The following is a 15,392-nucleotide window of genomic DNA, read 5'->3' on the forward strand; positions in this document are numbered from 1 at the left end:
GTTTATTCAAATGATAATGATTCTCACTATCAAAGTCAAATGATGAAGTCTTTATCGCTTGCCTTTCGCCAGCAGCATAAGAAAATAAGGCGCGCCAATCAACGCAACGACTATCCCTGTCGGAATTTCTCCCGATGTGAAAATCATACGTGAGACCGCGTCCGCGACGATCAGCAGCAGGGCACCGAGCAAAGCTGAAACCGGCAGTGCGTATTGATGCTGAGGTCCGACCAGCCGTCTAGCAAGATGCGGGGCAATCAAGCCGACGAAAGCAATTCCGCCTCCCACTGCAACGCAAGATCCCGCCAGCGCGACTGCGATTGCCAGCAGTGCCATCCGCTGTCTCGGTACATTCGCCCCCAATCCAGATGCCGTCAAGTCCCCGAGCGCTAAGATATTCAACACTTGTGATTTGAGGAGCACGAGCGGAATTAGCAACGCCAGCCACGGCAGTAATGCAATGACAAACTGCCAGCTGGACCCCCGGATGCTGCCAGCAAGCCAAATCGATACGAACTGGTATTGAGCCGGGTCCAGCCGGATCGTGAGAACCAGGATGAGCGATGCGATAGCGGCCGCGACGGCAACTCCCGTCACCAATAGCCTAGAAGGTGAAAGCTCACCATCCCTCTTGACCGAAAGTATGTAAATCAGAGCGGCCGTCAGTCCTGCGCCGAGGAACGCGATAAAGGGAAGAGCATACACGGAAGCAGACTGATTATCCGGGAAGTACGAAATAAAGAGAATTACAGCCAGCCCTGCTCCAGCATTGATGCCAAGAATACCAGGCTCAGCCAGCGCATTGCGTGTAAGACCCTGTAAGATACATCCTGAAACGGCAAAACCGGTACCAATGAGCAGCGCCACCACGATTCGGGGCAGCCGGAATTCAAACAATATCAGCTCCTCACGCGCAGTTCCATTTCCCCATAGTGTTTGCCACAAGGCTGCAGGCGAGAGCCGTACTTGTCCGGTATTGATACTAATCAGGAAGAAGAGCATAATTAACGTTCCCAAAACAAGATATACCACCAACGCACGTTTTTTAGTACGTGCGGCGGCAGCAGAATACGGTGGCAAATTCATTTACAAAACCCTCTTTTCTTTCCGGCTCAGGAAGAGAAACACAGGCACTCCAATCAGCGCTATCAATGCGCCGACAGGTGTTTCATAGGGCGGTCGGACCATTCGGGCGGCAAGATCGGCATATATCATGAGAATGCTGCCGAACAGCGCCGAATACGGAATAATCCAACGGTAATCCAAACCGACCACCATTCTGGCGATATGCGGAACCACCAATCCTACAAAGGCGACCGGGCCGGCTAGCGATACCGCACAAGCAGCCAAAATAACCACGATGATCATGCACGCGACTTTCACGATGAAGATGTGCTGGCCAAGACCCCTTGCGACCTCATCTCCCATGCTGAGCAGCGTGATAGATCTGGATAGGAGAATTGCTGCGAAAACCGCTCCTGCTATCCAGGGAAACGACCATTTGATTTGCAACCATTGCGTTCCGCCTAACCCCCCAGCATACCAGAACGCCAAATCTTGCCCGATGCGGAATAGAATCGCGATTCCTTCGCTAAGTGCGATAAGCAGCGAACTAACCGCCGCGCCAGCCAGCGTGAGCCGAAGCGGGGTAAGCCCGCCCCGTGCGAAAGAGCTGACTCCAAACACAAGCGCTGCTCCTACGGCCGCTCCCAGAAAGCAGAATACCATCAACGAGGAGTATGGCAGATTGGGTACGAGTGCGAAGCACAATGCGAGCACCAATCCCGCTCCTGCATTAAGTCCGAGCAGTCCGGAATCAGCGAGCGGATTTCTGGTTAAGCCCTGCATGATGGCGCCGGCAACTGCAAAGGCGGCACCGACGATTGCGCCCGCCACAGCCCGTGGTAATCTTATTTCCCGGATGACCGTATGCATATTTTGTCCGGGATCATACTGGAGGACAGCCTCCCGAACCGTACCCGGACTAATATCGACAGCCCCGAAAGAGATGGATAAGAAGATGCCGAGCAGAATCAACATTACACCTGCACACCACACGGCCGACTTACAGAAAAATGCCATAATCGCTGCCCTGCCTCTTCATCCGCGTCTGCTGCTCGACATCGTGGGCTGGATTAACAGCCATGCAGAGGCATAATCCATGCGGGAGGACTTGCACAGCAGTGCATGCGTAAGCACACGTAGGTCCTTTCTGCATTTAATCATCTACCTCCGTTTAAATGATAATCATTTTCAATAACGTGTCCGGCTTTATTCTATTGCGATTGAGAATCAATGTCAATTGGTTTTTGAAAGTAATAACGTAAAAATGGAAGCTAGCTAAAGTCATACGGTGATCAGGCAGAAAAATAAAAAGCTCCGCGCATGGGAGCTTTGTTGCTGCTAATGTTTATACCACAAAATCCAGAAATACCGGCGTTCTGAGACTGCCGTTTCGTGTCCAATTGCGGAACTTTACGCGGGCTTTCAGTTTTGGATCGAGATAGACGAACTGTCTGTCCTCACCAATGATGAGCTGCTTGCTCACGGTAGAGAAGGCTGTCTTATGAATTGGCTTCACGCCGAGCTCGATAATGCCCGCCGGCCTCTTGGATCCGTTCTCCTCCACATGTGCCAACCAGCCAAAATCCTCTTTTCGGATGCCCGCTAAATACACTTCAGAATACTGGTAGTTGATAATTTTCAACCAATCAGGTGAACGTCTGGATACGTATTTGCTGTCCTTGCGCTTGGCGACCATGCCCTCCATGGAACGCGCTACGATGGACTGATACAAGGCCTCACCATGCTCTTGGATTTGAGGCACAATGCTAAAGTTTGCATTGGTCTGTAGAACGGATTCCAGGATAGAACGCCGCTCTGTCAGAGGTAAATCGCAGAGGCTCCGGCCATTATGATAAAGGATATCCCAGACCACAAAGTGAACGGGGCGCTGAACGGTGAATGTGTCAATTTTATCTTGTTTCTTTAGTTGAAACCGGTCCATCACCAGCTCAAAATCAATATTCCCGGTGGCTGGATCTATGCAGCACACCTCACCATCTAACATCACATCGCCATCGACTAACGGATTCCACAGTTCAGGATACTGCTTTGTGCAGTCAGTTTGATGCCGGGTAAATAGACGGGTCTCTCCGTCGCGGCGGGAGAGGATGACCCGGTGCCCATCAATCTTGGGCTCGAACACATATGCAGGATCGGAGAATGGTTTCTCGCGCTGCTGCAACAACATTGGAGCAATAAACATGTGTGCATCACCTGGTCCAATTGTAGCACTTTAGTGGAATTGAATAATTAGGGGAATGCTGGGGAACATCAGGCGAATCATTTGTTTTTATAGCCACTTGTTAAGAAAGGACACGATTTCGGCTCGCATATCGGCCGTTTCGAAATGCCCAACATCATACCGCAGCAGATTCCATTTGTCAGAAGCGCCTTCTTCCGCATAGATCCTTTTCAACTCTTCATCGATACGATCCAAACCGGCAGGCGGGGTCAACTTATCGTGATTTCCGGCCAAGCTAAGGTGAGCACGCGGGGCGATAAGCGCATTGATCTCTGCCGTAGTGAAGTGATTCAACAATTTAGGCACGTAATAATAAATACCATGACCGTCCAAACCACGGCTGTCGATCAGAGCCTGAAAATCCGTCAGGCAGCAGATATCCACACAAACTTTAATCCGAGTGTCCAAAGCCGCTGTCCACCAGGCCATCGTGCTACCCAGTGAGATTCCCAAAGTACCGATGCGATCGCCGATCACGTCTTCACGGGAAAGAAGATAATCGATCGCCTGTAAATTGTCATACACCATCATTCCCCACATGACACGGCCGGTCCACAGCATATGCTTAAAAATTTCGCTTTCCGTACGGCCCCGGCGTTCACCGAAGCCCCACATATCGATACAAAGGGCGGCATATCCCAGTTTTGTCAGTTCTTCCGCGTAAGGAGGATTCTGCAGATAGACATTGCCGTTAAGCATTTCATCCTTGCCCAAATGATAAAAACCGCCGTGGGAGTGGTTAAACAAAATCGTCGGAAAAGGACCTTCTGCTTTAGGGTGAACAAAGTAAGCCGGAACCTTTTCAATGCCATTCAGATCTAACACCAGTTTTTCCAGCACATAATTTTCTTTCTCTTCCTTTAGAACAAGCTTGTGACTGATCTTCGGCCTGGCAGGGAGCTCCCCCAACAGACTGAAAAGTTCCTTTCGGCGCAGCTCTTTTTCCATGGTGAAAGCCTCCCGCGTATTCAATGGCATGCAGCCCTCTTGCGCTCCTGGTCTTGGCCTCGGCCTCACTCTACATCGAGCAGATAACGTGCAGCAGGGGAAATCCGATCATAAGTGGTTTTTCGCAGCAGCTCACGTTGGTTGTACTGCTGCGGGAATTCACGAGCGATGAAAGACGGGTGAAGAACTCGGCGGGTTTGAGATGTTCGGTTCTCTGTGCCTCCATGCCACATATGTGCGTTGTAAGCAACAACAGTGCCCGCTTTAGCGATAATGAGCTTTTCATCCGGGTGAGGAGCGCTTAGGTCCTCCACATAGTCGGAAGGCTTGCCGAACAATTTATGGTTTGTTGGCACTACGCGAGTCGCACCATTGTCAGGCGTGAAATCATCGAGCAGCCACAATGTGTTGACGATGTGATTGCCCTCCCCCTCCTTGCGCGTTCCCCAGTCTGCATGCAGTGCTTGGTGTCCCTGACCAGGAAGCGCATCGCGGCCGTTGATGGAATTGACCTTAAAATCACGTCCGATGACATAATGGGTCACAGCGAGAATCTTCGGATGCGTGTAAATGCCATCGAAAACTTCGCCTTTATTAATCAGATCGGATAATCTGCGTGTTCCCGCCTCTTGCCTGAATTCTTTCCCTGCATCGTCACCTTCCTTTTTCATCAACATCTCATATGTCTCTCTTAACTGCTCCAGCCATTCCGGTTCGATAAAATCATGAAAAATGGCATATCCTTGCTCGTCGAGCTCCTTCTTTTCTTCCGCTGTCAGAATGTTATCATCGACTTCCAGCGCGTGTAAGGCATCCTGCATGTTGGTGATTTTTTGCTGTGCACTCATCGTGTTTCCTCCTGTTTGGAATAAGAATCTGTTCTCCACGCCCCGGTTCGGGACGTTTCAGCTCCAAAAACAGCATCACCGTTTGCGATTGTGCACCAGTTGGTTTCGCATCCATTCACTTTGCACCAAGCCGTCCCCCTCGGCCAACAATGTGTCGTACAGCGCGCGCCGGTACTGCTGCACCACATCCACACAACCGGGGTCATAAATAAGATTGGTCAATTCGTGCGGGTCCTGCGTTAAATTGTAAAGCTCATCCACATCCGTTGTGTTCCACACGTATTTCCAACTGTTGGTGCGAAGCATGCGCTGGGTGTATAGTCCGAACTGCTGGCCGTTATAGGTGGATACCACCGCGTTTCTCCAGTCCGCAACTTCTTGGTTGCGCAGCAGCGGCACCAGTGATCTGCCGTGAAAAAACGGCGGCACATCCAGCCCAAGCATCTCCAAAATGGTGGGAGGCAGATCCAGCGCCTGATAAACAAATTGATCATATACCGCCCCCTGTTTTACCAGGCCGGGGTGCTTTATAATCAGCGGAACCTTTACCACATCATCGTACATCACGTAATGCTTATCCATCATCCGATGAGATCCGCACATATCTCCATGATCTGACGTCAATATGACCATCGTGTTATCTGCCGCCCCGGCAGACTCGAGAGCTTGCAGCACTTTGCCGATAGCATCGTCCACTTGGCTGATGACACCATAGTATCTCGCGACGACAGGAGCCCACTGTTCCCAGGTGTAGTCTTCAATGTTCCAGTTATACAGCTGCTGCTTTTGAATATAAGGCTTGTCGACGAATGTTTCGTTAAAGGCTTGCCATGGTTCAATGTCCTCAGGCCGGTACATGTCCGCGAACTTGCCTGACGGCCGGCACGGCGGATGGGGCTCGTTAAAGTTGAGCTGGATATACCAGGGCGCCTGCCCGCGGGTCAGCTGTTGTATTGCCGCACATGCCTGATCAGCCAACCAATGGGTCTCCGAGTGTTCCACCGGAATAGGGTTCCGTTCGCCGAAGAATCCGTTGCGGTATTGGACATCCGGATAAGCCTGCGTGAGCATTGCCGTATATCCGTCAAACCCTACGTAGGCGTCATAACCATAATCTACAGGGGAGCGATCGGGATGGACGTGCCACTTGCCGATCAGCGATCTTTGATAAGAATGCTGGGCTAAATCCCTTGGCCACGCATATTCCTCAGGTTCGAGTGCGGGAATATCGAGACCGTTGTTAAAATTCCACAAGGCCCCGAACGTCTCCGGCCTGCGGCCGTTAAGCAGCGCTTGCCGGGACGGACTGCATATCGGGATAGGCGTGTAAGCGTTCGAAAACCATGCCCCCTCTGTGGCCAACCGGTCGATGTTCGGCGTGGATACCGGGTAATGCCGGCTGAAACCGACGCAATCATAACGAAGCTGGTCAAGCATGATAAATAAGATGTTAGGCACCATCATATTTCCGCCTCGGCATGGGTTCTCATTGAGCGGCCCCGGCGTAGTTTGGCACCTCAACCGCTATGCTGCCCGACTGATGTGATCGTATTGCTGCTTCGATGACTTCCTGCGCGGCCAACGCTTCCATCCCGGATCCCTCGATGTCATCAGGTGCGGCGTTCTCTTTAATTTGTTGAATGAAACGCCCAATCCGCCGGCCGAACGTATCATTGAAGCCTTGCAGCCCGCCGAATATCGGATTGCGCATCACCGTCGTCTCACTGCTCTTGTGCGGATAAAAGCAAATGCTTTCATATACGTTGTCGATCACGAAGCGCCCTTCCGATCCTGCCGCCTCACACCACTCAATAGGATGCAGCATGGACATGTCGTAGCTGCCTGTCAAGTGGCCGACCGCGCCATTGGCAAATTCCATATTCACACTAGCGGTAGACCACGTGTGGCGTCCCGGCGCTTTAGTCATGAATGACTGAACCCGCTTGATATCCCCGAACAAGTAGCGCATCACATCGATCGAATGAGGATGGAGCGCGCGCATATGAAACCATTCGGTGAAATCCGCTTTGTTATCTATCGTCAGCCGCATGTTTAAAAACAGCGGAGCGCCAAGCAGGTTCCGTTCAATCAGTTCTTTTCCCTTGGCAGCCGCCGGCGTAAACCGATGGTTTAAGTTGCAGCCGAAACGTACTCCTTCCGCCGCGGCCGCTCTCACCATTGCGCGCGCTTCTTTGATCCGGTTTGAGATAGGCTTCTCTACGAGTACATCCTTCCCTGCTGCTATTGCGGTCATCACCGGCGCATAATGGTGGCTTCCTTTTTCCTCCCCGCCGGTAGCGACACATACCATATCTATGTCTTCTTTGTCCAACAGTGCTTCAAGCTGCGTATAGCCTTTCACTCCGTACGTTTGGCACGCCTCCCGCATCCGATCCTCCATTAAGTCGCATACGGCGACGAGTATCGTGTCCGGATGGTGCGCGTAATACTGGCAGTGGATTTTCCCGATGTTGTTGACGCCGACTACTGCTACACGAATCATGGCGTTGCCTCCTCCCTGAGTGACCGTCCGCGCCCGGGTTAGCCCGCCGCCACCATAGACGGTCACCGCCTAGCGTGTGTTAGCCCACCGTCACCACAAGACAGTCACCCGCCGTAAGCGGGTTAGTCCGGTGCACCGGACAGAGCACTTGCGCTATGTCGCGCGGCTCCGGCCACGGTGCATTTGGTTGGCTACTTCTGTTCCTTCGCCTGCAGCGACCGGGCATTAACCGAACTGCCGATATACAGCGTGTTGTAAGCTTGCTCCGAGGATTTGAATGGACCCTTTCCTTTGCCATGCCAATCTGTGTTGGTAAACATCGGATTGGTTCGGCCTGTGTCCAGCTCACGCCGACGTATATGCTCTTCCATTCTAGCTGTTAGCAGTTCCACGATTTCCGGCTCGTCTTCAGCTACATTTTTGTTTTCCTGTGGGTCTTCGATTAAGTTGTAAAGCTCGACCTGGGGCTTAAAGTGAAAATCCGGTTCCAAGGCACGAATCAGCTTCCAGTGAGGCGTACGCCAGCCATGCTTGCGCATCCAAGTGCACTCCGTGATATAGAATTCACTCACCCTGCGCGGCGGATTACCGTGAATGAACGGCAGCAGGCTCTGTCCGTCCGGCTCCAGCTGTTCATCGACTTCCAGCAGTTCCAAGATCGTCGGCATAATGTCGCTTATTAACGTCACATCCGACACTCTTTTGCCGGCAGGCAATCTTCCCGGAAACTTTATAATGAGCGGCACGACCAGCGTGCAATCATAAAGCCCGTGATGATCGAAGTAGCAGTCGTGCTCATACAGCGTCTCCCCATGGTCTGACGTGACCACGATAAGCGTGTCCTCAGCAAGTCCCAAATCGTCCACGGCCTGCAGCAGGTTTTGAATGCACGCATCCATATAGGCTACCGCACCGTCATATTGCGCGCTCACATACTCCTGATCCGTGACTCCCTCGGGGATCCATGATTTCAGAAAATCGGCGAACGGTTTAAAATTGTACACCGGCTCCATCGAATCGTTGGATGGATCGTACTCATTGCCCGCATAAAATATGCGCTCAAACGGCTTCGGCGGCAAATAGGGCGAATGCGGATCCATATACCGCAAAAACAAGAAAAACGGTTTATCGTCTTCGGCGAGCCGCTGCAGCTCCGGGATTGCTAATTCGTTAAGGCTCTCCGCTTTGGGACATCTGCCTGTGCTGTCCGGCTGCCAGGCCTCATATTCTAAGTAATTATCGAAACCGCGGGACGACGGGTTTCCTTTGAAACCGACGCAAGTTGTGTTATAGCCATGTTCACTTAAAATCTCCGGCAGCATTTTGGCGCCGACATCTCCCTTGTGGCGCAGTGCCACTACGTTGGTCCCAAAGCAATCTTTTCCGGTTAGCATGGCTGCATAAGCTGGTGTCGTCGGAATGCTTGGGCTGAAATGCTGCTCAAACAGAACACCTTCCCGGGCAAACTGATCCAGATGCGGTGTGGTTAATTTGCCGTATCCGTAAGAGCTCATTCGGTCCCGGCGCAGGCTGTCAATGCCGAACAGAATCAGATTCGGCTTTTTTTTGGATAAAGCCATACCGTGCACTCTCCTTCGCATATATGACATTTAGTGTGGAATATCGATTTAGCGGGCGCCAAGCTGTTTGAGGCAAGCGTTCAAATATCCGTAAGTTTCTGCGGTAATGATTGAAATTTGTGCTAACGAGTGTTCCGGCTTCGCCCCGATAACCTCCAGCACGACCGGTCCGTCGTACCCGTTATCCACCATTGCCTTGCAGTAGGCGAACAAATTAATGTCGCCGCGGCCGCACGCCTGCAGCTCGATGGGACCCGGCCCCTGCTCGCGCCCTTTGCAGTCGCGAATGTGGACATGCTTCACACGGCTGATGACAGCGGGCAAAGCTTCCTCCGGATTTTCGTTGGCACGGTAGATGTGACTCGGATCCATGTCGATGCCGAAGGCGGATGACGACACCTCGGACATCGCCCGCAGCGTAGTCGGTGTGTCATGAATCGCCTGCCCGATGTGCGCCTTGACACACAATGTCACGCCTAAGGCCTCGGCCTTCTCCGACATCCGCTGGAGCTGCTCAATAGAGCGCTGTACATCTTCTTCCACACCGGTTTTCCCGCCTGGTCCGATGTTCACGATGGGTATGCCGATTTCCGCAGCAGCTTCGAACGCTGTCAGCAAGCGCTGTTCATCTTTGATGCTGCCCAACTCCATCGATAAGAAGCTGAGTCCGTTGTCCTGCGCGATCGTTCTAAGCTCAGCGGCCTGTTCCTGCCATCGTGCCAGATGTAGATGCTCGCACATGCCCTGAATGGCGGATATCTCTACGCCGTCGTAACCGCTCAGTGCTATGTGGCGCGCAGCAGTGGCAAAATCAAATTCCTTAAACAACACTGAGTTAACACCGAGCTTAATCATTCTGGCACACTCTCCCTTTTTGGTAATCGTCTTCACATGGACAGCGGATCGCCATGAAACGCCGGAAGCGGATGTGGTCTTACCACGGCACCGCCCTGTTCATATGATTCTATGACGGCAAACGTATATTCAAGCACGGCCAGCGCATCTCTCCCGGAAGCCCGGATATGTTCTCTCGGCACCCCGTTTGTGATGTCCTCCAAGAATGCGTGCAGCCTGTTGTTGAACGTAGAGTTGAACTCTGTCACTCCCGAGCGCGTTACTTCAGGCTCAGGATGGGCGCCGATCACCGGAACTCCTTTTTGCGCTTTCCAATAGGACACCTTCTCTACACAATTTTCTATGCAAAAGGTGCCTTTGGTGCCGCCCACTTCCATGCTCCACCACCCGCCCAGACCGTAGGTGGCGTCACCGCGTTGGCTCAGCAGATAGCCTGCCGCCCCGCTGGCAAACTTCACGTGAATGCTGTTGATCGATACCATCGGATCGCTCGCGCTCTTCCGAAATCCCGCCTGGCTGGAAAATGTCTGGATATGGGTAATATCCCCGCAAAAATATCTCATCACGCTGAACGGATGCGTAAGAAATGCTTTCATGTGAAAGTAAGGCTGTTTTTCTTTAAGCGACTTCGGCGGATTGTACGTGTCCGCGCCGCCGTTGAAGCCCATTTTATGCAGACAATACACGGTTTCACCGATTTCGCCGGAGTCGATATATTGCCGGGCTTTTTCCGCCGGCGCCGTGAAGTAGTGGTTCAGATTGCACCCTAGGTAGACATTCTTCTCCGCCGCGAAACGGACCAGCTCCCGGCCTTCTACAATGTCGTTGGCCAGCGGCTTCTCGATCAACACATGCTTCCCTGCCGCAATAGCCTGCACCGCCGGTTCATAGTGCCAGCTGCCGTTTTCGATTCCCCCCGTCGTGACATCGACGATTTGCAGGTCAGGTTCGTTGGCCAACATGTCCTGAAGGCTGTAATAGGCTTTGACTCCGTACTTCTGTGCTGCATTATCCGCCCGCTCTTTCACCACATCGCACACTGCAAGAACGTTCGCGAGAGAGTCCTGCGAGTAGCATTCCGCATGGCGCATGCCAATTCCGTTCATACCGACAATTCCAATGTTCAATGCCATCATCTGCGTCCCAACAGCTGCCTCTGGACTAGAAGACAAGCCGGGACTGCACCACCTTTCATTTTTGGAGTGTATCAACATTGAGCCTTATTTACCTGCATCACGGGGTAGCCCGCTTCGCCTCCAGGGTGTCATACCGCTCACGGCGCGGGTTGGCCAACCATTCGTCCCACGTTAATCCCACATGCGCCAGGATTGACTCGATCCGCCGGCGAAAAGGCAGCTGAGCTTCCGTGATTTGCCGCATCATAGGATCTCTTCTTCCTGACAGCTTGCCGCTGACATACCGATTGATCCGGCCTTCCATCTCTTCCGCCAGAGCAGGCAATTGTTCAGCCAGATTGTGCCGTTCCTCCGGATCTGCCAGCAAATCATACAGCTCGCGTGGCGCACGGTCGAACAGTCCTGTATCATAGTTGCGAATGAATTTGTAACGCTGAGTCCTCACGCCTCTCGCAGCCTGCCAGGCACATTCGCTCAAGTGTACCTCATGCAACGTACCCTCAGCTGCGCCGAGTATCGACGGCCATAAGCTCTGCCCATCCATATCGTCCGGCGGCTTGATTGCAGATAAATCGATGCCATCAGGCGCATCGCGTGCAATCGCTTCCAGAACAGTCGGCATCAGATCCGCATGCTGGACAAACCCCTGTACACGCGATGCCCGCGGCATGCCGGCCGGCCACCGCATAATTATCGGAATGTGGACCGTCTGCTCATATAACCCGCAGTGGTCCCAGTAAATATCATGCTCTGTCAGACTTTCGCCATGGTCTCCGAACAGGACGAGCAGCGTTTCCTCTTTCAAGCCGAGGCGCTGCAAAAAATCGTCCAACTCCATAATTAAATCATCCAAGTACCGGATTTCCGCATCATACAGTGCGCTGACATATTCCGCATCGGTCACAGGCCCGAGCAAATTATAGTGATGATGCTTAAAAAACGGATACGCAGGATGTGAGTACGCACGATGCATACTACTATTGTGCGGAGCCGACGGATCTTTGTCTTTCGCGTAAAACTGCCCGACATATGGCTGCGGCGGCAAATATGGCGTGTGAGCGTCCCAATAGTGCAGGAACAAGAAGAAAGAATCATCCTTGTGCTCCCTAATCCAGGACATGGCAAGGTCATTGACCGTTCTTCCGTCAATCCACCGTTTTTTGCCGGAGCTGTTGATGTAATACCGATATCCGCGGGCGAACCATTCCTTCAAGTTGTATAAATTGTCGACGGCACCGGTGACAAAGCCTGCGGATTTCAACATAGATGGCAGCCATTGTACCGATTTAGGGAGATACGCCAGGTCGGAGCCATGAGATACGACCCCGGTCGTCAATCCGACTTTGCCGGTGAATATCGCGGTGTGAGCCGCTTCAGTCGGGATATCGGCCGCATATGCCCGCTCCAGCAGTACGCCTGCGGAAGCGATTTGGTCGATATAAGGCGTGGTGCGTTTCCCGTATCCGTAGCAGCCCAGCCGGTCGGCACGCAGCGTATCAAGCGAGATCATGATGATATTCATCCATGCTCACCATCCACGGGACTTCTTCTCGGCGTGTCCGCCAGCGTGCTCAGGCCACCCGTCCCCGGGCTGGCCGATGCGCCATGCCCTGCCGTCATGGCCCGATCACTCGCCTGCTCACGTGCGTCCATGCCACCCGGCCCCAGTCTCGCCTCCACATTCTGCATCGCCGTGGTGCCCCGATCGCCCGCCTGATAACTTGCGTGCCAACCGCCCGACTCCGCAGTCGCCGCCACGCCGTGCCCCGGCATCTCTCGGCTCGCGGCGATGCAGTTGCTCGCAAGTTCCACTGCACATCTCTGCTGCAGCCACTCCACAATCCTGCGCGCATTCCACTCCACATCATGCTGCTGCGTGTCGATAACGATGTCAGCTTGTTCAGGCTCCTCGTAGACATCGGATATTCCCGTAAACATCGCAATTTCCCCACGCATCGCCTTGGCATATAAGCCTTTTACATCCCGCTCGGCGCACACGTCAAGCGAACATTTCACATAAACTTCAACATAACCGTGGACATGCTCCCGCAAATAGCTCCGCATTTCCTGGTATGGCGTGATAGCCGATACCAGCACCGTTACGCCGTGCCGAGACAATAAATCCGCTACGTACGCGATCCGCCGTATGTTTTCCAATCTGTCCTGCCGGCTGAAGCCAAGACCTTTGCAAAGAACGCCTCGGATGACGTCGCCATCCAGCAGCTCCACCGGCCGTCCCTCGTCGAGAAACTGTCTGTGCAGCCGCTCTGCCGTCGTCGTCTTACCCGAACCTGAGAGACCGGTGAACCAGAGCACAGAACCGCCGGTTCTTTCCATGACCTCTCCCCCTTTCTTATCAGAGCCGCGTGAACTGCTCATGCTTCTATTGTAAAGCCGCTCTTATGCATTGGCATTGTTCATTCAGCCAACCGTATGGTCGATGCGGACCGTAGAGGTGAAGTCACCCTTTGACGGAGCCCGCCGTCATCCCCGCTACAATTTTTTTGTTGAAAAAAATAAACAGGATAAGCGGCGGAATCGAAATCAGCACGACGTCCGCGAACAGCAGGTTCCAAGAGGTCAGGTACATGCTCATAAAATTGTACAGCGTGAGCTGCACTGTCGCATTCTCCGAGCCGGGCAGAAAATACAGCGGATTCACAAAATCGTTGAACACGCTTACTGCCTGAATGATGATAATGGTCGATGAAACGGGCTTCAACAGCGGAAAAATAATATGAGCGAACAGTTTAAATCCGCCGCACCCGTCAATAAACGCACTTTCATCTATGTCGCGCGGGATCGTTGCAGTGAAAGCTTTGTACAAAATGGCGCAGAACGGAAAATGCAGGGCAATTTCGACCAGCGTCAGTCCGGTCAATGTCTTAAACAGCCCTACAGAATTCAGCACCCAGATGGTGGGCACAACAGCGGGTGGAATCATTAGCCCGGCGAGCACCAGAAAATTCAGCGTAGAAGCCGCCCGCCCTTTCTCCCGGCGCTGCAGCACAAAGCCTGCGAGGGAGCTCACGATGACCAACCCGCCCACCGACAATATCGTCAGCAGCGTACTGTTAAAAAAGGCGCGGATCAGCATGTTATCGGAAGCCTGCAGCACCGACGTGTAATTTTCGACGATATGGAAGGAGTCCGGCCACTGCATGTTCATATCAGCGGCTTCTGTAGAAGATTTGAATGAATTGACGATAACGAAATAAAAAGGGACCCAAAAAACAATGGTCGAAAGAACGAGAAGTATGCCGCTGACAACGATTTTTTGCGCCAATTTGCTCATAGGTCCACCTCTCTTCTGTTCAAGAACATGTACAGCGGAAAAGCCAGCACAGAGATCGCTACGAACAGCAGCACGTTGCCCGCGGTGGCAAGACCGTAAAATCCCGCTTGGTACTGCTTATAAATAATAGAAGCGATCAAGTCGGTGGAGAAACCCGGGCCGCCTTTGGTCATGGCCCAGATGAGGTCGAAGCTGCGCAGGCCCCCGATAAACGCCAGTATGATCACAGAGTTCATCGCAGGCCTGCTGAGCGGCAGTGTAATGTGCCAAAAGCCTCGAATCGCATTTCCCCCATCCATCTTAAGCGCTTCATAATAATGCTGTGGAATGGACATGATGCCCGCGATGTAAATGACCGTGGCGATGCCGACGCCCTTCCATACGTCGACCAGCGCCACCGACAACAAAGCAATCTTAGTGTTGCCCAGCCAGTCCGGACCCGCGATGCCGATAGCTGCGAGCCAGGTGTTGATGACCCCTTGGGTGGGATGCATCATGGTGCTGAACGCGATCCCAACGGCGATCGTACTGAGCAGCGTTGGAAAAAACACCATCGACCTGAAATAGTCCTTTAACCAAATCTTTGACGTCAGCAGCGTCGCAAGCAGCAGAGCGAGGATCACCTTCAGTCCGCAAGTGACCACAGCATAAATCAGAGTGTTTTGAAAGCCGATTTTCAATGCCGACTCCTCGAAAAACATCACGTAGTTTTCCAAGCCGATAAACTGCCATTTCGTCAGCGTCCACCGGGTCAGGCTGAAAAAGAGCGACATAATGGTGGGCAGCAAATAAAACAAGAAATAAATAACGCCTGCCGGCAGCAAAAACGCATAAGTGTACATTCTTTTTTGCGCGACTCTCATTATGATCCCTCCGTTAGAAAATCGGCCCCGCATGCCTGCAGGGCCAATGAGTGATGA

General features: G+C 52.7%; 14 protein-coding genes. All 14 read right to left on the reverse strand.

Annotated features, from left to right (window positions below; translation table 11 throughout):
• Positions 1-51: 51 nt before the first annotated feature.
• The 14 genes from CBW46_RS00375 to CBW46_RS00440 all read right to left on the reverse strand — a co-directional run bounded on the left by CBW46_RS00375 (position 52) and on the right by CBW46_RS00440 (position 15,335).
• Positions 52-1,086: a FecCD family ABC transporter permease gene (locus CBW46_RS00375; RefSeq protein ID WP_089198058.1), complete on the reverse strand. Its 1,035-nt coding sequence runs from the start codon at positions 1,084-1,086 to the stop codon at positions 52-54.
• Positions 1,087-2,082 carry a FecCD family ABC transporter permease gene (locus CBW46_RS00380; RefSeq protein WP_089198059.1) on the reverse strand — a complete coding sequence of 332 codons (996 nt, stop codon included), beginning with the start codon at positions 2,080-2,082 and terminating at the stop codon, positions 1,087-1,089.
• Between the two features lie 328 nt (positions 2,083-2,410).
• Positions 2,411-3,268, reverse strand: a complete 858-nt coding sequence (locus tag CBW46_RS00385; RefSeq protein WP_089198060.1) for an ATP-dependent DNA ligase — start codon at positions 3,266-3,268, stop codon at positions 2,411-2,413.
• A gap of 87 nt (positions 3,269-3,355) precedes the next feature.
• Complete coding sequence (locus tag CBW46_RS00390) at positions 3,356-4,255, reverse strand: dienelactone hydrolase family protein (protein ID WP_089198061.1); 900 nt, start codon at positions 4,253-4,255, stop codon at positions 3,356-3,358.
• A 65-nt stretch (positions 4,256-4,320) separates the two neighbouring features.
• Complete coding sequence (locus tag CBW46_RS00395) at positions 4,321-5,103, reverse strand: phytanoyl-CoA dioxygenase family protein (protein WP_089198062.1); 783 nt, start codon at positions 5,101-5,103, stop codon at positions 4,321-4,323.
• Between the two features lie 75 nt (positions 5,104-5,178).
• Positions 5,179-6,567 (reverse strand): sulfatase family protein, encoded by a 1,389-nt coding sequence (locus tag CBW46_RS00400; protein ID WP_089198063.1) that lies wholly within the window; start codon positions 6,565-6,567, stop codon positions 5,179-5,181.
• A gap of 22 nt (positions 6,568-6,589) precedes the next feature.
• Positions 6,590-7,606 (reverse strand): Gfo/Idh/MocA family protein, encoded by a 1,017-nt coding sequence (locus CBW46_RS00405; RefSeq protein WP_089198064.1) that lies wholly within the window; start codon positions 7,604-7,606, stop codon positions 6,590-6,592.
• Between the two features lie 191 nt (positions 7,607-7,797).
• Positions 7,798-9,186, reverse strand: a complete 1,389-nt coding sequence (locus CBW46_RS00410; protein WP_089198065.1) for a sulfatase family protein — start codon at positions 9,184-9,186, stop codon at positions 7,798-7,800.
• A 48-nt stretch (positions 9,187-9,234) separates the two neighbouring features.
• Positions 9,235-10,041, reverse strand: coding sequence for a sugar phosphate isomerase/epimerase family protein (locus tag CBW46_RS00415; RefSeq protein ID WP_089198066.1), 807 nt, complete (start codon positions 10,039-10,041; stop codon positions 9,235-9,237).
• Positions 10,042-10,073: 32 nt separating this feature from the next.
• Positions 10,074-11,213, reverse strand: a complete 1,140-nt coding sequence (locus CBW46_RS00420) for a Gfo/Idh/MocA family protein (protein WP_165842157.1) — start codon at positions 11,211-11,213, stop codon at positions 10,074-10,076.
• 61 nt (positions 11,214-11,274) lie between these two features.
• Positions 11,275-12,699 carry a sulfatase family protein gene (locus CBW46_RS00425; protein WP_089198068.1) on the reverse strand — a complete coding sequence of 475 codons (1,425 nt, stop codon included), beginning with the start codon at positions 12,697-12,699 and terminating at the stop codon, positions 11,275-11,277.
• Entirely contained in the window at positions 12,696-13,514 is an 819-nt protein-coding gene (cysC, locus tag CBW46_RS22115) for an adenylyl-sulfate kinase (protein WP_089198069.1), read from the reverse strand. The genes CBW46_RS00425 and cysC overlap by 4 nt, the downstream gene beginning before the upstream one ends.
• A gap of 124 nt (positions 13,515-13,638) precedes the next feature.
• Positions 13,639-14,472 carry a carbohydrate ABC transporter permease gene (locus CBW46_RS00435; protein ID WP_089198070.1) on the reverse strand — a complete coding sequence of 278 codons (834 nt, stop codon included), beginning with the start codon at positions 14,470-14,472 and terminating at the stop codon, positions 13,639-13,641.
• Positions 14,469-15,335, reverse strand: a complete 867-nt coding sequence (locus CBW46_RS00440; protein ID WP_089198071.1) for a carbohydrate ABC transporter permease — start codon at positions 15,333-15,335, stop codon at positions 14,469-14,471. Before CBW46_RS00440 ends, CBW46_RS00435 begins: the two co-directional genes overlap by 4 nt.
• Positions 15,336-15,392: the final 57 nt, after the last annotated feature.

The sequence above is a fragment of the Paenibacillus xerothermodurans genome, from assembly GCF_002220865.2.
Taxonomy (GTDB): domain Bacteria; phylum Bacillota; class Bacilli; order Paenibacillales; family NBRC-103111; genus Paenibacillus_S; species Paenibacillus_S xerothermodurans.